The organism is Cryobacterium cheniae (assembly GCF_004403395.1).
GTDB classification, from domain to species: Bacteria; Actinomycetota; Actinomycetes; order Actinomycetales; family Microbacteriaceae; genus Cryobacterium; species Cryobacterium cheniae.
On the sequence record NZ_SOGN01000026.1, the window covers coordinates 22,894 to 45,057 of the forward strand.

A 22,164-nucleotide genomic window follows, 5' to 3' on the forward strand; every position below is an offset into this window, starting at 1 on the left:
AAGACGCCCAGGGTGCTTTCAGACACTGATCGTCAGATCCAGTCGTTGCGTTTGAAGAGCACGTAGAGCAGCACCGACAGGCCGATGATCAGCGCCGCCGAACTGTAGTAGCCCAACGGTTGGGCGAAACCGGGGTACGGCACGTTCTGGCCGTAGAAGCCCGTGACGGCCGTCGGCACGGCGATGATGGCCGCGTACCCGGTGACCTTCTTCGTGATCACGTTGAGCCGGTTGCCCTGGATCGCGAGGTTGGCTTCGAGGATGCTGGTGGCCAGGTCGCGCAGGCTCTCGGTCCACTCCATGGCCCGCAGCACGTGGTCGTACACGTCCTGGAAGTACGGTCCCATCTCGTCCTGGAGCAAATGCAGGTCCCGGCGCAGGAGCGTGTTGACGACCTCGCGCATGGGAAGGATGATCCGCCGCAGCGTCACCAGGCTCTTCCGCAGGACGAAGGAGCGCCGCTGGACCTGCTCCTGGTCGGTGTTGGGCAGGAAGAGTTGATCCTCGAGGTCCTCGATCTCGTCGTCGAGGGCCTCGACCGCCTCGAAATAGCCGTCGACGAGGTAGTCGAGCAGGCCGTGCAGAAGGTAGGAGACGCCGTTGCTCGCCAGGTCGGGGGTGGAATCCCAGCGGGTCACGACCGCATCCAGGTCGAACTTTCCATCGGCGTGCACGGTTACCAGCGCCCGGTCGGTGATGAAGGCCGCGATTTCGTTCGTGGTCACCTGCGCCGTGGATCGCTCGATGTCGATGGAGTACGCGGACAGGAACAGGTGGTCCGCATAGCGGTCGAGCTTGGGGCGCTGACGCAGCGTCAAGGCGTCTTCGACCGCCAGTTCGTGCAGGTCGAGCTCCTTGGCCAGCAGGGCCAGGTCGCTCTCGCCGGGATCGGGGAGGTCCACCCAGACGACGCTGTTGGGCAGAGCGAGATGCTCCGACACATCGGCCAGGGGAAAGTCCTCATCGACGAGGATTCCGTCGCGGTAACAGCGGGTTCGTGTGCGCACACCTCAGTCAAGCGCGCGAGACGGGCTGCGCCCGCAGGGGCGCGCCGGATCAGCGGTTCGAGTGTCCCCAGTCGGCGACGGATGCGACCGTGTCGAGCACCTGCGTGCGTCCGGCATCCGTCAACTCGATCCGGATGCTCGGGGCGTCCAGCGTCGTGGCCACCGTGAGCCGGGCGCTGGCGTCTGCACCGGTCCAGAGGAGTTCGAGCCGGTCGGTGGCGAGGTGGGCCCAGGAGAAGTCTCCGTCGAAGGCCGGGTGAGTGCTGCGGATGCGGGCCAGGCCGAGCTGCGCGCGCGTCACGTCGGTGGTGAGGGCCCGTTCGATCTCGTCCGCCGTGTAGACGTGGCGGTTCACGTCCCGGCCGTTGCCGGTACGCCCGAACAGTTCAGTGTCGTCGAGGCCGCCGAACAGCCCCACGTAGTACACCTGCGGTCGGCCGGGCAGGAAATGCTGCACGGCGCGGGCCAGCAGATAAGGCAACTCCTCTCCGCCGAGGACACTGTAGAAGGTCGCGTTGATCTGGTGCGGAAGGGTGAACCACTCCGGAATGACGGAGGCGATCGCGGAGTGACCGTGCGTGGCGCGCTCCGCCCGGGCGAAGATGTCGACCATCTCGGTCTGGGTCAGCAGGCCCGGCCTGTCGCCGATCGGACCGGCGTCGATGATGCCGATGCCGTCGTGGGTGTCGAGCACCGTGATGGCGTTCGCGGGGCGGATCTGGAACCAGTCCGCGAGGCGGTCGACGGTTCCGGTGCCGAGCGAGTGCAGCAGCAGCGGCGCCAGAGCGAAGTCGTAGACGCGGTCGACCAGCGGGGCGATCGCGAGCTGCTGGCTGAAGTGCGCGTGCACCTCGACGAGCACCTCGAGGTTCTCCTCGTGGGCCATGGCCACCACCGTGCGGGCGAACTCGAGGGTCTGCTCGGTCATGAAACTGTCGGTACCGGGGGTCTTCACGGCGTAACCGACGGCGTCGAGCCGCACCGTCGAGACGCCGCCGCCGGCCAGCGTCTGCAGCACCCGCCGCAGGTAGGCGAGGGCGGCGGGATGATTGACGTCCAGGTCGACCTGGGTGGGCATGAACGTCGTCCAGACAAGGTGGCGGCTTTCGGCGGCACCCTGGTACGCCGTGAACGGGAGTCCGGGCCGCGGCCGGTAGAACGCCGTGATGTCCTTCTCGGTGCCGCCGTTCGGGAACACGGTGTCGAAGGTGAGGAACATGCCCTCGTAGTCGGAGGCGGTGCCGCGGGCCAACCAGTCGAGGAACTCGACCGAAGAGGACGAAACATGGTTGACGATCAGGTCCGCGGTGAGCCCGCGCGTGCCGGCGAGGCTGCGCATGTCGTCCCAGGTGCCCAGGCGGGAATCGACCGCCGAGTGGTCGATCGGGTCGAAGCCGGCATCCGCGCCGTCGAAGGGGACGTAGAACGGCAGGACGTGCACGCTGCCGAAGGCCCGCAGCGGGCCGTCGAGAAGGGTCTGCAGGTCGTGGATGGTGCCGCCGAGGCGATCGGCATAGACGAGCAGCTCGATTTTGGTCATGTTCAACTCCGGTTCGACTCGGCGCGGCAGGATCAGCGGCACCGATTCAGAAGTTACGGCACCCGGTGGGTCGGAGCAATTCCGTCACCGGTCCGGCCCGCACGTTCATCACCCGTCCACCACCCGTCCCGGCCGCGAGAGCGGGTGAATCGTCGTTTTGCGAGGTCGAAACCGACGTTTCCCCCGCTCTCGCGAGGCGGCACCTCGAAAGCAGGCGATCGCTCGGGAGACGATCCGATCTAGTGTCGCGAAGCGTCCTGGTCGCCGAGGTTCGTCCAGTGTTTCTCGGATCCGCAATCCTCGCACTGGAACCAGATCTCTTCATCCGCCAGGGTGTCGGTGGCCACGGCCCGGGTTCGCATTCGTCCGTCGCACGAGCGCCGCGGGCAGTGGGGATTGAAGTCCATGGGGGGAGCGCACTCTCTCGGCACAACCGCACCGTAACTATTCACTGTGACGGAGACACTACACGGATTTAGTGCCTGCGACCAGAGCCGCGTGGGTGGAGTTGCTCCCGGTGGAGCCACTCGCCGAGGCTCGTGAGGAGCAGGGGGAGGGTGTCCGTGGCCAGCCCGAACACCAGGGCCGGAACGCTGGGAGCGATCAGAACAAGAAGGGGGTGACCGGCCGGCCCGCGGCATCCGTTTGCACAGGTTCCGTGATAATTTCGCCAGATCATGCCAGAACTGCCTGCCGCATCCTCCCCGCCGACCGCGCCGCCGCGGCCGCTGCGACCGCTCTCCCGGGTCGAGGTCGCCGACATCGCGGTTCGCTTGTTCTCGGAGCACGGCTACGAGGCCACGAGCACCGTCGACATCGCCGAGGCGGCCGGGGTCTCGCGCAGCACCTTCTTCCGCCAGTTCCGGTCGAAGGACGATGTGATCTTCGCCGACCACGATGAACTGGCCGTGCTCATCGACACGTACTTCGCAGCTCCCCATGGCGATCCCTGGCTGGCCGTGTGCGAGGCGGCCTCCATGGTCTTCGAGCGGTTCCGAGAGCGACTCGAGATCGTGCGGATCCGGGATCGGGTCGTCCGGGATACCCCCGTGCTGCGGGACCGGGAAACCATCATGGCGATCCGGTACGAGCGGATGTTCGCCAGCTACCTGCGCAGCACCGTGCCGGACGTGCCGCCCCTGACCGCCATCCGGTTCGCGGCCGCCGTGACGGCCACCCACAACTTCGTGCTGCGGCGCCTGATCCGGGCGCCGGACAACGTCGGCCCGTTCTCGCTGGCCGCCGAACTCGCCGAGGTCCGTCGGCTCTTCCACCCGGATGCCGCGGTGCCGGGCCCCGAGGCACGGCCCGTGGGCGACGTGGTCGTGGCCGTTTTTCCGGCCGCAACCGACCCCACGGAAGTGGCTCGCGCCATCGAGGAGCGCCTTCGCGCCCAGGCGCGCTTCATCTGACACTGAGTATCAGTTGACCTGGGACTGAGTGTCAAGTACAACTTGTACAGAGCATTAGTCGACCGGCGCAGAGGGGCACCGTGCACAGCGCGCCTCGCTGGCCGCCGGCGGCGCCCCGTTCCACCCGGCCGGCGTGGCCGGCTTGTGACCAACGACTCCATCTTCCACGAAAGGGAAACCGTGCCCGACTACGACGTCTCCATGCCCCTCGACACCGACTACTACGGTGTGTTCGGCGATGTTCCCGCGGCCGACCGTGCCTTCTGGGACCGTGCGCGCACCTTCGCCACCGAGTCGCTGGAGGAACTGACGGAGGCCTGGGACAAGGCCGAGTACCCGCTGCACCTGGCCCGACGGCTGGGCGAGCTCGACCTCCTCACCGACGGTGTCGTCGGCCCCGGGCTGAGTCCCATGTCGCCGCTCGCGGCCGGGCTCGTCAACATGGAGATCTCCCGCGGGGACGGTTCGATGGGCACCGTGGTCGCGGTGCAGGGCGGGCTGGCCCTGCGCAGCATCGCGCTGTTCGGCAGCCCGGAGCAGCAGGATCGCTGGCTGGTGCCGCTGGCCCGTGCCGAGAAACTCGGCGCCTTCGCCCTGACCGAACCCGACCACGGCTCCGATTCGGTCGGCCTCGAGACCACCGCGCAGCGCGACGGGGACGAGTGGGTGCTCAACGGCGAGAAGAAGTGGATCGGCAACGGCTCGGTCGGCGACGTGACGGTGGTCTGGGCCCGCGACGACGACGGCAATGTGCGCGGCTTCCTGGTGGAACAGGACACCCCCGGGTATGTCGGAGTGACGATCACCGGGAAGGGATCCCTCCGCGCGATCCACCAGGCCCGGATCACCCTCACCGACGTGCGGATTCCGGCGGACGCCGTGCTGCCGGGCACCCGCACGTTCAAGGACGCCTCCGCGGTGCTCTTCGCCACCCGGCTCGGGGTGGCCTGGTCGGCCCTCGGCCATGCCACGGCGGTATTCGAGGCGGCTCTGAACTATTCGACCCAGCGCATCCAGTTCGGCAAGCCGCTCGCCGGTTTCCAGCTCGTGCAGGAGCGCCTGACCATGATGCTGTCCCGGCTCACGTCCATGCAGCTGCACTGTCTGCGCCTGGCCGAGCTCGACGCGGCCGGAACGTTGCGGCCGATCCAGGCGTCGTTGGCGAAGTACCACAACACCAGGGCGGCGCGGGAGATCGCGTCGATGGCCCGCGACATGCTCGGCGGCAACGGCATCCTGCTCGAAAACCACGTCATCCAGCACCTTGCCGACATCGAATCGCTGCACACCTATGAGGGAACCGAGAGCGTGCAGTCGCTCCTGATCGGGAGGGACCTCACCGGAATCGGCGCCTTCCGCTGACCCGAACGGCGTCGCTCGCGTTGCGATCGCATTAACTCCGTGACCAATGCTCGACTTATGGCTGCCAGTCCACGTACGCTGACCCACAATCAAGAGCCTGAACGTACGGGAGTCGAACGGGCAGCACCGCGCAGCACTGCAGGGGACGGAACGTGCGCCTGAACAGAAACACAGACAGATGACCCACCAGAACCTGACCGATGACCAGCTACTGCTCGAAACGGATTACACCAGTTACGCCAGCTCGTGCCGCGACCCGCACATCACCCCGACGAACGATCTGGTGGAATGCCGGCGCCAGAACGGCCACGACGACACGCACGCAACCCGGGCCGGCCTCCGTGCCGTCCGCTGGGCGGCTCCGGAGCCGCACGCGGCCTGACCGGGTGACTCGCAATCGAGCGGTGGGGTCGCTCAGGGCCTCGGACTCGAAAGGTGCGGCGGTCGGACGAAGTCGGGCACGAGCCCGGTCTCCGGGTGGCTCAGGACTCGGCTAAACGGGGGGGACTCCGCTACCCCGTAGGCTGAACAGGGCACGCTCGATGGACCTCCGACGTGCTCACGCTTGATCAGCTGAGCTCGACGAAAAAAGGCAGAACATGACGCAAAACATTTCCGCACTCCCTCGCATCCGCGCGATGATTCGAAGCGACGGCACGGGGGAGCTGGTCATCGACGGTGTCAGCTCGCACATCTCCGCCGATGACGAGGCCGGCGTGCGCGAGGAAATCATCAACCGGGTCACGGATGCCGCGCGCGCGATCGACCGCGCTGTGCGCCTGACCGCGGAAGACGAGCAGGGCAAGTCGCCGTTGATCGTGCACCCGAACGGGGACGTGGAAGACGATGGGGCCTTCATCCCGACCCCCGTTGAACCGGAACGGGAACCGGAGTCGGCCTCGGAGTCGGAGTCGGAGTCGGCCGAGCCTCACGACGCAGACGCGGTCGCCGCCGTGGTCTCCAAAACGGAGGTCGTCGAGTTGGTCGCGCTCGTCGTTTCCTCGGACCAGAAGGCCCCGGATCTCGACACCGCAGTGCTCCAGGCCGCCGTGCTCGATGAGGACGCCCTCGAGGGTGCGGTCGACGAGGACATGCTGGACGAGGCCGAGCTCGATGCCGGCATGCTCGAAGGCGCCGTGCTCGATGGCGAAGTCCTCCCGATCGAACCGGCCTCGGCGGCAACGGTCGGCCTCGTTCCGGTCACCACGTTCGACGGCCTTGTGCTCGATCTCGACGCCGACGATGAGGATGACCGGGAGCGCGACCTCGCGGCCGCGCCCTACTCCGCTCCCCGCTCCGCGACGCAGTTCATCCGCCGGGCTCCGGTGCCGGGCGGGACTCCTCCCAAGGTGGACACCGACACGTCACTGACCGACCAGCCGCTGTCCGCCGGTGTGACGGACGACGTCTCGGTCGCCCCCGCCGCGCTCGACGGCAACGGTCCGAACCTCTCCGACTTCATGAATTCCCGTCCGCCGCTCGTGGCCGGACCTGCCCTCCTGGGCTGGCAGGGCACGGTTCGGCGCCTGACCGGCGGACTCGTCTCTCCGGCGCCCGGCGCCGGCGAGATGTCACACCGCGCGGCGGTCGCGTCGGTCCAGCGCAGCCTGGTCGGCCCGCGCACAATCGTCGTGCTCAACCCGAAGGGCGGCGCACACAAGACCACCGCCACTCTGCTCATCGCCGCGACCTTCGGCATCCATCGCGGCGGTTACACGCTCGCCTGGGACAACAACGAGACCATGGGCACGCTCGGGGTGCGGGCGCAGACCGCTGTGCACACCAACACCGCGGTCGACCTGCTCCGCGACCTCGACAACTTCGCCTACTCGAGCTCCGCACGGGTGGGCGACCTCGACAACTACGTGCGCAATCAGGGCGACGCCCGATTCGACGCCCTCGCCTCCGACCTCGACCCGGCAGGGGCTGCCAGCATCGATGACGTGGCCTTCGGCAAACTGCATGCCGCGCTCAGCCGGTTCTACCGAGTACTGATCATCGACACCGGTAACAACATGCGGGCGTCCAACTGGGAGGCGGCCGTCGAGGCGGCCGACCAGCTCGTCGTCGTCTCCACCATCCGCGAGGACACCGCGTACGGCGCGGCCTCGCTGCTGGACGGCCTGCGCCAGAAGGGCCATGCCGACAAGGTCGCGCAGGCGGTCACGATCCTGGCGTCGCCGGCCAAGACGGCCGATCGTCAGCTGTCCGTCCGACTGCACGACCACTTCAGCCAGCTGACCCGCACCGTGGTGGACGTGCCGTACGACGCCGCACTCGTGGCCGGGGGGTCGCTGAACTTCGATGCTCTGGCGCCGCGCACTCGCGAAGCCTGGCTCGTCGCCACGGCGGCGATCGCCGAGGGCTTGTGACCCGGGTTGTGACCCGTCACTGACCCGCCGCCGACCCGGTGCTGACCGGGCGGCCTGCCGGCCCAACCCATCCGGTGCGGGCCGGGACTCAGGCGGTATTGATCTCGGTGGGGCATACTGGCGAGGGCCCGACGGGCGCCCGCCGACTCAGATGCTGCCGATCCAATCACCTGTGCCCATCGAATCCTGTCGTATCGACCACTTAATCGGATCACTGCCGAAGAGAAAGATCAGCGTGCGTAAACTTCCTGCCCTCATCTCCATTGCCACTGTCGCCGTGCTCGCCCTCGCCGGGTGCAGCACGTCTCCCTCCGACGAAACCGGCGCCGCGGGCGTCGCCTGTGTCGACTCCGGCAAGGCGTCGGAGGCCGTGAAGGTCACCGGCAAGGCCAGCGCGGAGCCGAAAGTGAAGTTCGAGTCGCCGCTGACCACGGAGGCCACCGAGGTCTCCGTCGTCAAGGAGGGCAAGGGTGACCGGGTCGCCACCGATGACATCGTTGAGCTGGGGTTCTCCGTGTACAACGCGAACAGCGGCGAGAAGATGAACGCCGGCGGCTTCGGAGACGACCTCGGCGCCCCCATCACCCTGGCCAAGGATTCGAGCGTTTTCCCGGCGCTCCTGAAGGGGGTCGCCTGCGCGACCTACGGATCGCGGGTCGCGGTCGTGGCGCCGCCGGCTGACGCGTTCGGCGAGACCGGCAACGAAGAGCTCAAGGTCGGGGCGAAAGACAACATCATCTTTGTCGTCGACGTCAAGGGCGAAATCCCTCCCCGTGCGAACGGCGAGGACCAGAAGCCGGAAGACGGCTTTCCGACCGTCGAGCTGGCCAAGGACGGCGCCCCGACCATGACGATCCCGGCCGCCGACGCTCCGACCGAGCTGAAGACCGCGGTCCTCAAGAAGGGCGACGGCGCGAAGGTTGCCGCCGAAGACACGGTGGTCATGCACTACTCGGGTGTCGTCTGGTCCACCGGTACGGTCTTCGACCAGACCTGGGGTAAGAGCGGTCCGACCCCGATCTCCCTGGCCGCCGTCGTTCCCGGCTTCGGCCAGGGTCTCGTCGGCCAGACGATCGGCTCCCAGGTCATGATCGTGATTCCGCCGGAACTCGGCTACGGTGCCGAGGGTCAGCCCGACGCGGGCATTTCAGGCACCGACACGCTTGTCTTCGTCGTCGATATCCTCGCTGCCGGCTAACCGGCAGCGGTCCGGCACCCCGCGCCGGTAGCGTTCGCGCCCCGGCCGGGCGGTTCAGCTGCGCTCGAACCGTCCGGACTTGCGGGTGAGACGGATGCGGTACAGCACCGCCTCCTGGCCGGAACCGTCGGTTGCGTGGTTCGCCGGATGCGGGGCCGGAGCGTGCGCGCGCACCGGCCCCGGCCCCGGCTTCGGGACGGCACCCGAGGCAGGCCTCGAGTCCGGAAGCGGCCGAAAGGGCAGCGGAGTGCCGTCCGGCCCGAGATGGGGCACGGCGGTGGCGCTGGACGTGGCGCTGGAGCCGTAGCCGGCGCCGGCGGTGGCGAGCAGCGGGGCGAACCGGGCGACCAGAAGCTCCCGGCTCGCCGAGGCATCCGTGCCGCGGAGTTCCTCGAAGGTGCCCCAGGCAACCACGGTCCGCCAGTTCCCCAGGTCGTCGACATGCTCGACCTCGAAGCAGACCGACGGGTTATCCCGCATCATCGCCACTTTGCGCCCGCTGCCGGAATGACCGTAGACATGTTCTCCGTCGTAGGCGTACGAGACCGGCACGATGTAGGTCTGGCCGCCGGCGTGGCAGCCGATCCGGCCGATCACCGCATCATGCAGCACGCCGTCGATTTCCTGGTCGTTCAGTTCACCCAGCATGGGCCCAGTGTGGCCCCGGCCCGGATGCCGCACCAGTAGCTCAGCGGTTCGGCCCGAGGCCACGATGCGCTCCAGGATCCACGAGGCCAGGGTGGCGGTGATCACCCCGACGAGCGTGACGCCGCCCAGCATCAGGGCGACGGCCACCAGCCGGCCGGTGCCGGTGACCGGGAAATAGTCGCCGTAGCCCACCGTCGAGATAGTCACGAACGCCCACCAGACGGAATCACCCACGGTGGTGATGTTCGCGCGGGGGGCCGACCGTTCCGCGTCGAGCACGGCCAGCGAGCCCATCCAGATGAGCAGGCTGGATGCCGCGGCCAGGTAGAGGCCGACCCGGGAGCGCACGGCCTGGCCGGGCGTGCGCTGGAAGATCGGCAGCAGCGTGACCAGCCGCAGCAGGCGCAGCGGCCGCAGGACCGGCAGGAACACCACCACCAGGTCGAAGAGGTGCGTGATGAACCAGTGCCGGCGCTCGGGCGCCAGGTAGAGGTTGACCAGGTAGTCGACCGCGAAGACCAGCCAGGCCGCTACCAGGACGACCAATGTGAGCAGATTGCGGGGACCGTCGAGGTCGGCCAGCACCCGCCACGAGTAGCTGATCAGGAAGAGCACCGAGGCCGCGAGCAGCGGCCACTGCACGATCTTCTCCCAACGCGCCTGGTCCATGAGCACACCATAGTCAGGCGCTCGCCGGTGCGCGATCAGGCAAAGTGGTTGTCTGTTCGGCCGGGGGGTCGTTAAAATGTTGTGTTCGTGGTTCCACTCATTTCCCCTCGACCAGGCAGGGATATTCCCATGACCATCATTGAGGCCACCGGTCTGACCAAGGTGTACCGGTCCAAGTCCGGGCCGGTACACGCGCTCGCCGGGATGGACCTGTCCGTGCCGCGGGGGACCGTGAAGGCGCTGCTCGGCCCGAACGGTGCCGGCAAGACGACCGTCGTCAAGATGCTGACCACGCTGATCCGGCCGGACTCCGGCACCGCGTTCGTCGACGGGATCGACGTCGTCGCCGACCCCAAGGGCGTGCGGCGCATCATCGGCGTCTCGGGCCAGTACGCGGCCGTCGACGAGAACCTGACCGGATTCGAGAACCTCGAGATGGTCGGTCGGCTCTACCATCTGGGCGCCGCCGAATCCCGGCGTCGGGCCCAGGAGCTGATCGATCTCTTCGAACTGACCGCAGCCGGCAACCGTCCGGTCAAAGGCTTCTCCGGCGGGATGCGCCGCCGGATCGACCTGGCCGGGGCGCTGGTGATCAACCCGAAGGTGTTGTTCCTCGACGAACCCACCACGGGGCTGGACCCGCGCAGCCGGATTGCGCTCTGGGCCGTGATCAAGCGCCTGGTCGCCGGCGGCACCACCGTGTTGCTGACGACCCAGTACCTCGAGGAGGCCGACCAGCTCGCGGACGATATCGTCGTGATCGACGACGGCCGGGTGATCGCCGAAGGCACGTCCGACCAGCTCAAGGCGCAGATCGGCGGCCACCGGCTCGAGGTGGCCCTGGTCGAGGCCGGTGACGGCGCGGCGGCCCGGGAGATCCTCGCCCGCTACGGGGCGGGGGAGCCGGCGACCACCAGCGACGGCCGCGGTCTCGAGGTCGCGGTGATCGACGGGCCACGGGCGTTGCAACAGGTGCTGGCGGCCCTGGGCGCAGCGGACATCCGGCTGCACGACGCCGGCATGCGCCGCCCCACACTCGACGACGTGTTCCTGAAACTGACCGGCCACAAGGCCGACATGGCGGCGGACAAGGCCGCCGACGCGGAACTGGAGAAGGCGAAATGACCGCCGCAGCCACCCTCCCCACCTGGAACCCGCTCTCCCTCTGGTACTCCGACGGGTGGACCGTCACCAAGCGCAACCTGATCAAGATCAAGCGCTCACCGGACATGCTCGTCTTCGCGGTGGTCCAGCCGATCATGTTCGTGCTGCTGTTCAGCCAGGTCTACGCCGGCGCGATCAGCGTGCAGGGAACCGACTACGTGCAGTTCCTGATGGCGGGGATCTTCGCCCAGACCGTCGTGTTCGGGTCGACCTTCTCCGGCTCGGCGATGGCCCAGGACCTCAAGGAAGGCATCATCGACCGTTTTCGCAGCCTCCCCATGAGCTCCTCCGCCGTTCTGATCGGACGTACCAACAGCGACCTGGTTCTGAACACGATCTCCATGGTGATCATGATGCTGACCGGGCTGCTCGTGGGCTGGCGGGTGAACTCGAGTGTGTCGGAGTTCTTCGCCGGCGTCGGACTGCTGCTGCTGTTCAGCTATTCCTTCAGCTGGGTGATGGCATTGCTTGGAATGAGCGTGAAAACCCCCGAGGTGATCAACAACGCGTCGTTCCTGATCCTCTTCCCGCTGACCTTCATCTCCAACGCTTTCGTGCCCAGCGACACCCTGCCCACCCCGCTGCGGGTGTTCGCGGAGTGGAACCCGGTATCGTCGCTGGTGCAGGCGGCGCGGGAACTGTTCGGCAACGAGGGCACCGCCCCGGTGCCGGACATCTGGACCATGCAGAACCCGATCACCACGGTGTTGATCGGCATCACGGTCATGCTCGTCGTGTTCGTTCCGCTGTGCGTGCGCAAGTTCGCGTCCATCAGTTCCCGCTAGTGAAACTAGTGAACCCAGTGAAACCAGTGAACCCAGTGAACCCAGTGAAGAGGGCCCATGAGTGACGAAGTCCCGTTCCGCACCGACCGGCGCACCGGGCAGCTGCGCGCTCCCCGCAACACCGCGCCCGTCGGGGCCGGCCCCTGGGACGTGAAGCGCGTTCACCCGTCGCTGTATGGGCCCGCCAACCGGGACTGGGAGCTGATCGAGGTGCCCGCCCAACGCTTCATCGCCCTCGACGGGGCCGGCGACCCGAACACGGCCCCGGCCTATGCCGAGGCCGTCGGGGCTCTCTACGCGGTCGCGTACGCGGTCAAATTCGCGGCCAAGCGCGCGCTCGGCCGGGACCTGGTCGTCGCGCCGCTCGAAGGCCTCTGGTACTCGGACGACGCATCCGTTTTCACGGCCGGTGAGAAGTCGAAGTGGAAGTGGACTCTTCTGATGAGCCAGCCGGACTGGGTGACGGATGCCTTCATCGCCGAGGCCATCGCCGGGGCGCTGGCGAAGAAGAAGCTGCCCGCGCTCGCCCGGGTGCGGGTGGAGACCCTCGTGGAAGGGCTCTCGGCGCAGTTGCTCCACCTCGGGCCGTACGACGACGAGGGCCCAGCGCTCGCCCGCCTGCACGGGGAGTTCCTGGCCGGCAACGGGTTGCGGATGAACGGCCGGCACCACGAGGTCTACCTCGGCGACCCGCGCCGCGCCGCGCCCGCGAAGCTGAAGACGGTGCTGAGACAGCCGGTCGCCTACTCCTGATGCCGGCCGAGCTCGGCCTGGATCAGGAGGGCGAGTTCCCGCAGCAGCACGGTGTCGACCTCGCCGGTGCTCCGGGGTTCCGGGTCGAACACGCACAGGACACCGATGCGCTCGCCGGAGTCGGCCTCGATCGGGAAACCCGCGTAGAAGCGGGTCTGTCCCTGGCTGAGCAGGGGCGGGCGTGCGGTGAACCGGTCGTCCAGAACCACGTCGGAGACCACGAACGCACCGGCCCCGCTCACGGCGAGTGCCGTGATGGAACCGGCCATGGGGTAGACGCGGGGCGTGAAGCCCAGGCTCACCATGTCCCAGAGCCGGTCGCCGTCGATGAAGGTGAGGGCGGCCGAGCGGGTGCCGTAGGCGCTCCTGGCCAGGGCGACGATCTGGTCGCAGCGCACCTCGGTGTCGGCGTCGAGCATGCCCAGGCGGTCGACCGCGCGGCGAGGATCCGGCGAGAGCTGTTCGGCGCCCCGCGCCACCGCGCGACCCTCGGCGGTTCCCCGGGCGGTGCCGAGGTGTTCGGCGTTCAGCGGAGGCGCCATCTCGTCGGCCAGAAGATCGGCCCACTCCGCGTAGTGCGCGGCCGTGCGCACCCGCCCCGGCGTCGAGGGGAGGCGCGCCGTCATCGGCACGAAGTGGCTCTGCTCCTGCCCCGCGCAGATCGCCGCACTGGCCTCGTTCAGGCTGCGGGCGTGCTTCTCCGCCACCGAGCCGAGCCCGGAGTCGAAGGCCGCGATGGACCGGATCGGCTGCACGCCGAGCACGAAGATCCGGGTGGTGAGCGAGGACTCACGTCGGATCCGGTCGAGCAGGGCCGACAACTCGCGCTGCCAGACCAGGCCTGACAGGAGGGCGACGGCGTCGGACGGGCCGATGCTCACGACGACCGCGTCATACCGCCAGAGGCCGAGCCCGTCGAGTTCGGCCTGGGAGGTGCGGATGGTGACCAGCGGGTTCGGGATGACGTCGACATCCGTGCCCCGCCCGGTTCGAGTCGACAACGCCCGGGCCAGGGATCCCGGCAGGGCCACGTTGTGGCTGAGCACGCCCCAGCCGACGGCGGGGCCGCTGCCGAAGATGAGCACGCGGTCGCTGTCGGTGCCCGGGGAATGCGCCTGGGGGGTGTCCCGGGGCCGCGGGATGCCGTCGTACTCGCGGGTCACCGCCGCCGACCAGGCCCGCATCAGCGGCATCAGTGCCCACCGCAGGAGTTGCGGCACGGACGCTACCTGCCCCCGCGGCGCTTGCCCGCACGGGGACTGGGGGTGTTCCGGGTGCGCCCGGGGGCGCTGGTGGCCTTCTTCGCCACCGCCGGCTTGGACTTCGCCGCCGCGACCCGCACGGCCTTCGCCGCCGCCTTGGCCTTGTCGGTCTTCTTCTCTTTCTTGACCTTCTCGGCGCCGGCGGGCAGCGAGTCGACCCGCGAGCTGTCCTTCGTGCGGCCGCGCACGATGCCGATGAACTCCTCGACGTCTTCCGTGGTTTCGCTGGAAAGCCAGGCAAGGGACACCTGGCTTTCGGCGACGTCCTCGACCGGGCGAGAGACGACATCCTTGCGGCCGTACAGGCGGGCGATCGAGTGGGGGACGATCAGGATGCCGACCCCGGCAGCGACCTGCGCCATCGCGTCGTCGAGGTCCCGCATGGCCGGCAGGGGGCGGCGGGTGCCGTCCCTGACCTCCGTGGCCACGAGGCGCCATTCGGGCACGTCGTCGGGGTCCTGCAGCAGGTGCTCGTCAGCCAGGTCGGCCACCAGCACGCTGTCGGCGTCGGCGATGAAATGGTCTTTGGCGGCCACGACCACCGGGATCTCCCGGTAGAGGGCGATCAGGCTGAGGTCGGTTTCATCGACGGGCAGGCGCACCAGGCTGACCTGGGCGCGGCCGTCGCGGAGCACGGCGTCCTGGTCGGACGGATCCGTGCGGAACACCTCGAGTGGCTGGTCGGGGCGTCGATCGGCCCAGGTGCGGGTCCACTTGGTGGGGGTCACACCGGCGACGAAGGCAATGGAAAAGGTCACCGGCATCCTTTCTCGTGATGGCGCTGCGAACGTCGATCCGCGGGGAGCGGCGGTCTCTCAGGCTATGCGGGTGCTCTCAGGCTATACGCTTGACTGATGAGCGAGAAGAAGACCCAGACCATGAAGCCCGCCACGGCGGCCCAGAAGCTCGGGATTCTGCTCGAAGCAGCCCCGGAAGAATTCCAGAACGCGCCCGTGTCGCGTGACGAGCTGGCCGCGCTTGAAGCGAACCCGCCGGCCTGGCTGGTCGAACTGCGGGCGAACGGCCCGCACCCCAAGCAGGTCGTCGCCGCCAAGCTCGGCGTCTCGATCTCCGGCCTCGTGCGGGGCGCCGTGACAGAGCCGCTCACCTCCGCCGAGATCCAGGCCCTGCTGCAGCAGCCGCCGGCGTGGCTCGTGACCGAGCGCGCCACCCAGTACGAGGTGCGCGAGGAGCAGATCCGGGTCAAGGACCGCGACGCCGAGCGCGCCCGCAAGATCGCCCACGTCGCCCGTCAGGCAGCCCAGAACGAGAAGGCCGGTCGCGGCCGCTAGCTGGTTCTACCGCCGCCGCCCGGCATCCTCGTCGCTCCCGTCGAATTCGTTCGGGGGTCGGATGCCCGGGCGCAGGGACTCCTAGGATTCGTACTGCGCGCGCAGGAACGTGACGATCTCGCCGAGTTCGGCCTGCGAGATGGAATGGCCCATACCCTCGTAGATGCGCTCGATGAGCGCGGAATGCTCGGGCAGCCAGGCCTGGGTGCGGTCGACGGCATCCTGCGGGATGACCGGGTCGGCCGTGCCGCGGCCCCAGAAGACCGGCAGGCGCCGTTCGGCAAGGCGCTCGTCACCCGGGTGCTCGCTGCGCCCGACGAAACCGGACAACTGCACCGCGAACGCGAACCGTTCGGGTGCCTGCCGCAGCAGCTGCAGCGCCATCGCCCCGCCCTGCGAGAATCCGAGCAGTCCGATGGACGAGGGCTGCTCGGGCAGGCCATCCAGCCATTCGAGCACCCCGGCGGCGGCGGCATCCAGTGCGTCGGCGCTCGGCGATCCCGGGTTGACCTTGGCACCGGCGGCCCCGATCGGGAACCAGGCCCAGCCCGGACCGGCCGGCAGCGGGGCTCGCAGCGCGGCGATCACCGGATGCAGCGGCAGGTGCGGCGCCAGCGAGAAGAGGTCTCCCTCGTGCGATCCGTAGCCGTGGAGGATGAGCAGCAGCGGCCGCCCGGCGCGGTCGGCGACCGACGCACTCCACAGCACCGCGGCCGGGTCGATGGGCTCGGCACGCGCGGCGGGGGTGCCGGCGTTGCTGCCAGTGCTGCCAATGCTGGCGGTGGCGCCGGTGGCGCCTGTGGCGCCGGTTTCGGTGGTGCTGCTGGTTTCGCTGCTGTCGGCGCCGGCGGGGTCGATGTCGTTCGTGCCCATGGGGTCCTCCTGTTCGAGGTCGACACCGGGAAACGCCGACGGGTCAATCTTTCCACTCCTAGGGAGGCGGCGGCATCCGCGGCATCAGTCGTGGCCCGTGCATAACTCCTGCAATTTGCGGTGAGACGCCCGAAAGGCGCCCGGAATTCCGGGAAATCGTGCCGCTGCTTCGCCGAATTGCAGGAGTTATGCACTCGGGCGGGCCTGCACTCCCGACCCGGGCGGGAGCATCAGGGGGCAGTCTGTGGCCAATTCAGGAGATTCCTGGAGCGGATGCCTCGCCCCCACATGTTTCTGCGGCGTTCCGCGGGGCGGCGGCACCAGCGGCGCGTTTCTCCTGAGTCAGCCCCACCTCACCCGTCTCACCTCACCCGCCTCACCTCACCCGCCCCACCTCACCAGTGCACCGCCCTCGGCGTCGCGCAGCGCGAGCAGACCGTCGACCAGAGGCTCCAGCTCGAGCCGGTTCACCGCCGTGAGCGTCGCCCCCTGCTCGGCCGGCCAGCCCTGCAGGCCGAAGACCGATCCGAGCACGGCACCGCAGATCGCCGCGATCGTGTCGGTGTCCCCGCCCACGCTCGCGGCGACGCGGAGGGTCTCCCAGGGGTCCTCCGCGACGGCCGCGAGGGCGATCGCGGCCACCACGGACTCCTGCGAGGCGACGGATGTCCCGATCAGCCGCTCCACCGCGACCCCCCTGCGCCGCCTCGGTGAGCCCCGCCAGGTGGCCGGTCACCCACCAGAGGCGTGCGGCGATCGACCCGCCCGCTCGCCAGTATCCGCGCCGTTCGCCGGCCTGGGCGGCGTCGATCGCCGCGTCGACGGCCTCGGCGGGGTGGCGCCGGCGACGCCCGCGCTCACGGCGCCGACCACGGCTGCGGCACCGCCGATCCCGAGGCCGGTGTTGTGGGTGACCATGCTGGCCTGGGCCACCCGGTCGATGAACCCGGCGAGGGGAGCGAGACCGCAGGCGATCCCCACGGGGGTGATGCGCATGGCCGCGCCGTTAGTCGAGCCGAAGCGGGCGGACTCCCAGGACGACACGCCGGACCGCAGTCGCTCCAGGGCCGCCGCGGTCGAGGGTCCGAGCAGGTCGAGGGAGCCGCCCGCGTCCGCGCCCGCCCGCCCGACCCGCAGCGGACGCCGACACTGCAGCGAACGCCCATGGCGCATCCGGGCGCCGGGTACGACAGAATAGCTTCATGAGCGTGCGCACCCCTGACCCCGATCCGGACTGGACGCCTGGCCCCGAGGGCGCGCAGCCGCCCCACACCAACCCGGGCTGGCTGAGCGACGTCGAGCTGGCCGAAGTGCGGCGCCGGCTGCCGATCCTCTACATCGAGGCGGTGCCCGTGCGCGTCGACGGCCTCGGTCAGGTGGTCGAGGTCGGCGTGCTCCTGCGTGCCCGGACGACCGGAGAGATGACCCGGATGCTCGTGTCCGGTCGCGTGCTCTACGGCGAGACCCTGCGCGACGCCCTCTTCCGCCACCTGGAGAAAGACCTCGGCCCGATGGCGTTCCCACAGCTGCCGATGAGCCCCGTGCCCTTCACGGTGGCCGAATATTTCCCGATGCCGGGCATCACCGCATTCACGGATGACCGCCAGCACGCCGTCTCGATGGCCTACGTCGTTCCCGTCACCGGCACCTGCGACCCGCGCCAGGACGCCCTCGAACTCACCTGGATGACGCCGAAGGAGGCTGCCTCCGATGCGGTGGCAGCCGAGATGGAGGGTGGCCGCGGGGCCCTGCTGCGGATGGCACTCGCCTCGGTCGGCCAGCTGCGCTAGCGGTCCGTCGGCCCCGGGCGCAACCGGGCCGCCGCACGAGCGCGGCCTGCTGCTATTCGGCCGCTGCGCGGGGCCTGCTGCTCGTCAGCCGCTGCTATTCGGTCGTGACGAGTGACAGCCGTCGGGCGAGCGAGCGCGGTCGCACCAGGCGCACCTCGTGGAGCTGTTCGCCGAGCACTTCCTGATCCTGCTCGTGTCCGTCGGGGGCGTAGCCGTTGCGCTTGTAGAACGAGTGCGCACGCGGGTTGTCCTCGGCGACCCAGAGGTAGGACGGACCCTCGTCGACGACCGCGTCGAAGAGCTGCTGTCCGATGCCGGTGCCGTGGTAGGCGTCGAGCAGATAGATGAAGTACAGCTCCATCGGTGTCGGCTTGTCGTCGTCGCGGGACGGCCCGCTGCCGGCGAATCCGACGATCTCGCCGTCAACGAGGGCCGCGACCTGGCGGTGGTTCGGTCCCTGCGCGCTGTACCGGCGCCACATTGCCGCCAGGCGGGCGGGTTGCAGCTGCTCCAGGGCGGCCTTACTGAGCAATTGGTCGTAGGTTTCGTGCCAGCAGGTGGCGTGCACGCGGCCGAGACTGTCGGCATCCGCTTCAGCGACGGGACGAAGGACTGCTGTGGTGACCATGACCCGAGACTAGCTCAGCGGCGCGGCTCCGAATGACACGTCCGGATCACGTCCTGGTCACACCCGCAAATGCCCGGTGACCCCCGGTCGGGGCCGCCTTGGCGCACCTCTTCGTGCACAACTCCTGCAAATTCGGTCCATCTGCGAGGCGAGGCCCGTCATTACGCGGATCTTCCCGTGCAGCTTCACGATTTGCAGGAGTTATGCACGGGAACGCACCGTGACTGACGGCGAAAGAGGCCGCGGCACCGCAAAACGGGCCGGCCTCCGGAGAGACCGACCCGTTCAACTAGCGAACAAACTGGCAGACAGCGCCGAGCGACTAGCCCTGGGCGCGACGCGGTGCGGAGCGGCGTGCGCCGCCGGTGGCACCGGCGCCGCGCACGAGACCGCCGACCTGGAGGCCGCCGGAGCGCCCGCCCTGAGCCGGACGGCCCTGACCGTTGCCCGATCCCTGGCTGCGACCGGATGCCGCGGGGCGGCCCGAGCGCTCCGGGCGCGCTCCGCCTGTGGGTGCCACGGCATCGCTGCCGCGGTGTCCGCGGTTGCCGCGAGTGGCGCCGGCGCGGGCACCGCCGTCGCGGGGGCCGGAGTCGCGCTCGTCGCGGTTGACGCGCTTGCGCTGGGCGTTGGCGCCCTGTGAGCGGCCGCCCTGGGACTGGCCGTGCGGCTGCTCCACGCGGGGGAGCGGCTTGACGTAGGCGGCGACATCGCCGACGAGGGCGTCCACGGCGGGGGAGCCCGCGGTCACGCGCTGCGGGGTCACCTTGATGGCGGCCTTGCGCAGCAGCGCATCGGTGTCGCGGCGCTGTTCGGGGAGCACCAGGGTGACGACGTCGCCGGCGCTGCCGGCGCGGGCGGTTCGGCCCGAACGGTGCAGGTACGCCTTGTGCTCGGCGGGCGGGTCGACGTGGATGACGAGTTCGATGTCGTCGACGTGCACGCCGCGGGCCGCGACATCCGTGGCGACGAGCACCTTGACATCGCCGGCGCTGAACGCGGCGAGGTTGCGGTCACGGGCCACCTGCGAGAGGTTGCCGTGCAGGTCGACGGAGGGGATCCCGGCGTCGGTGAGCGACTTGGCGAGCTTCTTGGCCTGGTGCTTGGTGCGCATGAAGAGGATGCGGCGGCCGGAACCGCTCGCGAGCTTCTCGACGAGCGCCTTCTTCGATTCGACGCCGTCGATCTCGAACACGTGGTGGGTCATCGCGGAGACGTGGCTGTTGGCCTCGTCGACCGAGTGCATGACCTCGTTGTGCAGGAAGCGGCGCACGATCTTGTCCACGCCGTTGTCGAGCGTGGCCGAGAACAGCAGGCGCTGGCCGCTGCTGGGGGTCTTGTCCATGATGCGCGTGACGACGGGCAGGAAGCCCAGGTCGGCCATGTGGTCGGCCTCGTCGAGCACGGTGATCTCGACGGCGTCGAGGCTGATGAAGCCCTGCTTCATCAGGTCCTCGAGGCGGCCGGGGCAGGCCACGACGATGTCGACGCCGGCCTTGAGCGCGGAAACCTGACGTCCCTGCGAGACGCCACCGAAGATCGTGGTGGTGTTGAGGCCGTACGCCTCGGCCAACGGCGTGAGCGCGTTGGTGATCTGCGTGGCCAGCTCGCGGGTCGGGGCGAGGATGAGGCCGAGCGGGCGGCCCGGACGACGTCGGCCGCCGGCGAGCTTGCCGCCGAGGCGCGACACCATCGGCAGGGCGAACGCGAGGGTCTTGCCGGAGCCGGTCTTGCCGCGGCCGAGTACGTCGCGGCCGTTCAGGGTGTCGGGCAGCGTGTCCACCTGGATCGGGAACGGGCTGTCGATGCCCTGCTCCGTCAGGATCGCAACGAGCGGGGCGGGCACGCCGAGCGCGCTAAAGGAAGTTTCAGACAAAGTGGTGCCTTTCGGGCATCAGATTCCCCAGGCATCCGTTCCGCGCGGGCGGCAACTCGGAGCCTCAGAGGATTCACATGGCGAAGGTGCCGATGGGCACATCCGTTCGCCGTAAGAAGGTTTGATTCGAAAAAGCGGGCCGGCCCGGGTGGGCTGCCGCAATAAGAAGAGGGCGTTCTACGACGCAGCAAGCGCAACTACGCACTCGCAAGCTTCCATCCTAGCGGATGCTGTCAAGCCTCCGGAGCGCGGGACCTCCCGGCGGGCGCCGTGGGGTGGCGCTCCTCGCCGGGGGCCAGCTCGCCGACGGGCACCTCCGAGGCCACGGTATTGCCGGCCTGGGGGAGCGGGCAGGCCCACATCGGGTCGTACGCGCAGGACGGGTTGTAGGCGAAATTGAAGTCCAGGATGATGCTGTCGTCGTCGGCCCCCGCGCCCAGGTCGGCGCCCTTGACCGTGTCAAGGAGGTAGCGGCCGCCGCCGTAGGTTCCGCCGGGTTTGCCGGCCAGACCGTCGCGCAGGGGCAGGAACAGCCCGCCGCCGTAGCAGGAGAGCCGCCACAGGTCGATCGGGCCCAGGTAGGGCAGCCGGACGGTGCCGACGAGGTCGAACGGAATCTTCCCGTCCCCGGTGTCGACCGCGATGCGCACCGGATGCTCCGCCCGGTGGACCGCGACCTCGAACCGCCAGTCCGGGTCGTAGGCGGCGACCGGGAGTCCGGTGAACCCGGCCCGGTCGTCGGGCATCAACGGTGACGCCGAATGCCCGCCGAACAGGTCGTCCCGGCCACTCCGCCACAGTTCATGGCCGGCAGCCGGGTCGTGCGCGCTGAGCTGCCGCACACCGGCGTAGAGCCCGAAAACGCGCCTCCGCCAGTCCGCCACCTGCAGGGCGCCGAGGGTGGTGCTCACGAGGTCACGTCGGATTCGCTGGACTCGGCGGAGGTCCCGTCGCCGGAACCGGAACCGGCGGCACCGGTGTCGGCACCGGCGTCGGAACCGGACTCGGCGGGCCGCACGGGCTCGTCCACGCCGAGGTCGAGGCTCCAGTTCGGCGCGAGGCGCTTGAGCTGGTGCAGCCGCCACTGCCAGAGCGCCCAGAACACGGGCCAGCTCGCCAGGGTGAGCGCGCCGGTGCGGAAGATCAGCTGGTCCCGGAAGAGCGTCTTGCCGGTGCCGGTGCCGGCCGGGTCGGGAGACACGGCCATCCGGTGGTCCCAGAGGGTGACCGAGGCGAGCGGCCCCGAGACGCCGCGACCGGTGTCGCGCAGGATGCGCACGCCATCCTTCCGGGTGGTCGCCATGGTCAGGCGGATCACCTGGTCGCCCATCGGCACCAGGCCGAGCGCGGTCAGGCTGACCGGATGCTCACCCGGCTCCCAGATGGTGGGGAAGCCATCCATCTCGAGCGATTCGACGCTCACCACGGGCGAGCTCACCTCGCGGAACACGGCGGGACTCCGCAGGGCGCGCCAGGCGGCATCGGGGGAACAGTCGAGGATCTCTTTCAGAAGAACACGCATGACCCCAGTCT

20 protein-coding genes and 1 pseudogene are annotated in these 22,164 nt (G+C 69.2%); 10 read left to right on the forward strand and 11 right to left on the reverse strand.

Annotation, left to right across the window (positions count from 1 at the left end):
• Nucleotides 1-32: 32 nt before the first annotated feature.
• Nucleotides 33-1,007, reverse strand: coding sequence for a magnesium transporter CorA family protein (locus E3T23_RS04485; RefSeq protein ID WP_134369214.1), 975 nt, complete (start codon nt 1,005-1,007; stop codon nt 33-35).
• A gap of 49 nt (nt 1,008-1,056) precedes the next feature.
• Nucleotides 1,057-2,547: an alpha-amylase family glycosyl hydrolase gene (locus E3T23_RS04490; RefSeq protein ID WP_134369215.1), complete on the reverse strand. Its 1,491-nt coding sequence runs from the start codon at nt 2,545-2,547 to the stop codon at nt 1,057-1,059.
• A gap of 677 nt (nt 2,548-3,224) precedes the next feature.
• On the opposite strand from E3T23_RS04490, the gene E3T23_RS04495 reads away from it, so the two are divergent.
• The 5 genes from E3T23_RS04495 to E3T23_RS04515 all read left to right on the forward strand — a co-directional run bounded on the left by E3T23_RS04495 (nt 3,225) and on the right by E3T23_RS04515 (nt 8,891).
• A complete protein-coding gene (locus E3T23_RS04495; protein ID WP_134369216.1) occupies nt 3,225-3,959 on the forward strand; it encodes a TetR/AcrR family transcriptional regulator in 735 nt (244 codons plus the stop codon).
• A 201-nt stretch (nt 3,960-4,160) separates the two neighbouring features.
• Nucleotides 4,161-5,321: an acyl-CoA dehydrogenase family protein gene (locus E3T23_RS04500; protein WP_134369320.1), complete on the forward strand. Its 1,161-nt coding sequence runs from the start codon at nt 4,161-4,163 to the stop codon at nt 5,319-5,321.
• Nucleotides 5,322-5,499: 178 nt separating this feature from the next.
• Nucleotides 5,500-5,703: a hypothetical protein gene (locus E3T23_RS04505; RefSeq protein WP_134369217.1), complete on the forward strand. Its 204-nt coding sequence runs from the start codon at nt 5,500-5,502 to the stop codon at nt 5,701-5,703.
• 217 nt (nt 5,704-5,920) lie between these two features.
• Nucleotides 5,921-7,693 (forward strand): MinD/ParA family ATP-binding protein, encoded by a 1,773-nt coding sequence (locus E3T23_RS04510; RefSeq protein WP_134369218.1) that lies wholly within the window; start codon nt 5,921-5,923, stop codon nt 7,691-7,693.
• A gap of 235 nt (nt 7,694-7,928) precedes the next feature.
• On the forward strand, nt 7,929-8,891 hold the full coding sequence (locus tag E3T23_RS04515) for an FKBP-type peptidyl-prolyl cis-trans isomerase (RefSeq protein ID WP_166806202.1): 963 nt from the start codon (nt 7,929-7,931) through the stop codon (nt 8,889-8,891).
• Between the two features lie 54 nt (nt 8,892-8,945).
• On the opposite strand, the gene E3T23_RS04520 is transcribed toward E3T23_RS04515, so the two are convergent.
• Nucleotides 8,946-10,208: a pyridoxamine 5'-phosphate oxidase family protein gene (locus E3T23_RS04520; RefSeq protein ID WP_134369220.1), complete on the reverse strand. Its 1,263-nt coding sequence runs from the start codon at nt 10,206-10,208 to the stop codon at nt 8,946-8,948.
• A gap of 129 nt (nt 10,209-10,337) precedes the next feature.
• On the opposite strand from E3T23_RS04520, the gene E3T23_RS04525 reads away from it, so the two are divergent.
• From E3T23_RS04525 to E3T23_RS04535, 3 genes are read left to right on the forward strand one after another with little or no spacing between them, the layout of a single operon-like run.
• Nucleotides 10,338-11,333, forward strand: coding sequence for an ATP-binding cassette domain-containing protein (locus E3T23_RS04525; RefSeq protein ID WP_134369221.1), 996 nt, complete (start codon nt 10,338-10,340; stop codon nt 11,331-11,333).
• Nucleotides 11,330-12,157, forward strand: a complete 828-nt coding sequence (locus E3T23_RS04530) for an ABC transporter permease (protein WP_134369222.1) — start codon at nt 11,330-11,332, stop codon at nt 12,155-12,157. Before E3T23_RS04525 ends, E3T23_RS04530 begins: the two co-directional genes overlap by 4 nt.
• A gap of 57 nt (nt 12,158-12,214) precedes the next feature.
• Complete coding sequence (locus E3T23_RS04535; protein ID WP_134369223.1) at nt 12,215-12,910, forward strand: GyrI-like domain-containing protein; 696 nt, start codon at nt 12,215-12,217, stop codon at nt 12,908-12,910.
• Here E3T23_RS04535 and E3T23_RS04540 read toward each other — a convergent pair.
• Together E3T23_RS04540 and E3T23_RS04545 are read right to left on the reverse strand one after the other, a co-directional pair.
• Complete coding sequence (locus E3T23_RS04540; RefSeq protein WP_134369224.1) at nt 12,901-14,130, reverse strand: GAF domain-containing protein; 1,230 nt, start codon at nt 14,128-14,130, stop codon at nt 12,901-12,903. The genes E3T23_RS04535 and E3T23_RS04540 overlap by 10 nt on opposite strands.
• Before the next feature lie 5 nt (nt 14,131-14,135).
• Complete coding sequence (locus E3T23_RS04545; RefSeq protein WP_198416179.1) at nt 14,136-14,930, reverse strand: LysR substrate-binding domain-containing protein; 795 nt, start codon at nt 14,928-14,930, stop codon at nt 14,136-14,138.
• 96 nt (nt 14,931-15,026) lie between these two features.
• Between E3T23_RS04545 and E3T23_RS04550 the strand changes: the two genes are divergently transcribed.
• Nucleotides 15,027-15,464 (forward strand): DUF5997 family protein, encoded by a 438-nt coding sequence (locus E3T23_RS04550; protein WP_174843837.1) that lies wholly within the window; start codon nt 15,027-15,029, stop codon nt 15,462-15,464.
• Between the two features lie 81 nt (nt 15,465-15,545).
• On the opposite strand, the gene E3T23_RS04555 is transcribed toward E3T23_RS04550, so the two are convergent.
• Together E3T23_RS04555 and E3T23_RS04560 are read right to left on the reverse strand one after the other, a co-directional pair.
• Nucleotides 15,546-16,337: an alpha/beta hydrolase gene (locus E3T23_RS04555; RefSeq protein ID WP_134369227.1), complete on the reverse strand. Its 792-nt coding sequence runs from the start codon at nt 16,335-16,337 to the stop codon at nt 15,546-15,548.
• Between the two features lie 381 nt (nt 16,338-16,718).
• Nucleotides 16,719-17,510, reverse strand: a pseudogene (locus E3T23_RS04560) (ADP-ribosylglycohydrolase family protein).
• A gap of 29 nt (nt 17,511-17,539) precedes the next feature.
• On the opposite strand from E3T23_RS04560, the gene E3T23_RS04565 reads away from it, so the two are divergent.
• Entirely contained in the window at nt 17,540-18,127 is a 588-nt protein-coding gene (locus E3T23_RS04565) for an NUDIX hydrolase family protein (RefSeq protein WP_134369228.1), read from the forward strand.
• A 94-nt stretch (nt 18,128-18,221) separates the two neighbouring features.
• Here E3T23_RS04565 and E3T23_RS04570 read toward each other — a convergent pair whose 3' ends face one another.
• From E3T23_RS04570 to E3T23_RS04585, 4 genes are all read right to left on the reverse strand, one after another.
• Entirely contained in the window at nt 18,222-18,755 is a 534-nt protein-coding gene (locus E3T23_RS04570; protein ID WP_134369229.1) for a GNAT family N-acetyltransferase, read from the reverse strand.
• Nucleotides 18,756-19,077: 322 nt separating this feature from the next.
• Nucleotides 19,078-20,631, reverse strand: coding sequence for a DEAD/DEAH box helicase (locus E3T23_RS04575; protein WP_134369230.1), 1,554 nt, complete (start codon nt 20,629-20,631; stop codon nt 19,078-19,080).
• Nucleotides 20,632-20,864: 233 nt separating this feature from the next.
• Complete coding sequence (locus tag E3T23_RS04580; protein ID WP_134369231.1) at nt 20,865-21,542, reverse strand: DUF1684 domain-containing protein; 678 nt, start codon at nt 21,540-21,542, stop codon at nt 20,865-20,867.
• On the reverse strand, nt 21,539-22,153 hold the full coding sequence (locus E3T23_RS04585) for a hypothetical protein (protein WP_174843838.1): 615 nt from the start codon (nt 22,151-22,153) through the stop codon (nt 21,539-21,541). The genes E3T23_RS04580 and E3T23_RS04585 overlap by 4 nt, the downstream gene beginning before the upstream one ends.
• Nucleotides 22,154-22,164 lie beyond the last annotated feature (11 nt).

Bases quoted from the DNA above. Each gene is read 5' to 3' on its own strand.
- E3T23_RS04490 (WP_134369215.1), bottom strand. From the start codon at position 2,547: ATGACCAAAATCGAGCTGCTCGTCTATGCCGATCGCCTCGGCGGCACC.
- E3T23_RS04495 (WP_134369216.1), top strand. From the start codon at position 3,225: ATGCCAGAACTGCCTGCCGCATCCTCCCCGCCGACCGCGCCGCCGCGG.
- E3T23_RS04500 (WP_134369320.1), top strand. From the start codon at position 4,161: ATGCCCCTCGACACCGACTACTACGGTGTGTTCGGCGATGTTCCCGCG.
- E3T23_RS04505 (WP_134369217.1), top strand. From the start codon at position 5,500: ATGACCCACCAGAACCTGACCGATGACCAGCTACTGCTCGAAACGGAT.
- E3T23_RS04510 (WP_134369218.1), top strand. From the start codon at position 5,921: ATGACGCAAAACATTTCCGCACTCCCTCGCATCCGCGCGATGATTCGA.
- E3T23_RS04520 (WP_134369220.1), bottom strand. From the start codon at position 10,208: ATGGACCAGGCGCGTTGGGAGAAGATCGTGCAGTGGCCGCTGCTCGCG.
- E3T23_RS04525 (WP_134369221.1), top strand. From the start codon at position 10,338: ATGACCATCATTGAGGCCACCGGTCTGACCAAGGTGTACCGGTCCAAG.
- E3T23_RS04530 (WP_134369222.1), top strand. From the start codon at position 11,330: ATGACCGCCGCAGCCACCCTCCCCACCTGGAACCCGCTCTCCCTCTGG.
- E3T23_RS04535 (WP_134369223.1), top strand. From the start codon at position 12,215: ATGAGTGACGAAGTCCCGTTCCGCACCGACCGGCGCACCGGGCAGCTG.
- E3T23_RS04550 (WP_174843837.1), top strand. From the start codon at position 15,027: ATGAGCGAGAAGAAGACCCAGACCATGAAGCCCGCCACGGCGGCCCAG.
- E3T23_RS04555 (WP_134369227.1), bottom strand. From the start codon at position 16,337: ATGGGCACGAACGACATCGACCCCGCCGGCGCCGACAGCAGCGAAACC.
- E3T23_RS04565 (WP_134369228.1), top strand. From the start codon at position 17,540: ATGAGCGTGCGCACCCCTGACCCCGATCCGGACTGGACGCCTGGCCCC.
- E3T23_RS04570 (WP_134369229.1), bottom strand. From the start codon at position 18,755: ATGGTCACCACAGCAGTCCTTCGTCCCGTCGCTGAAGCGGATGCCGAC.
- E3T23_RS04585 (WP_174843838.1), bottom strand. From the start codon at position 22,153: ATGCGTGTTCTTCTGAAAGAGATCCTCGACTGTTCCCCCGATGCCGCC.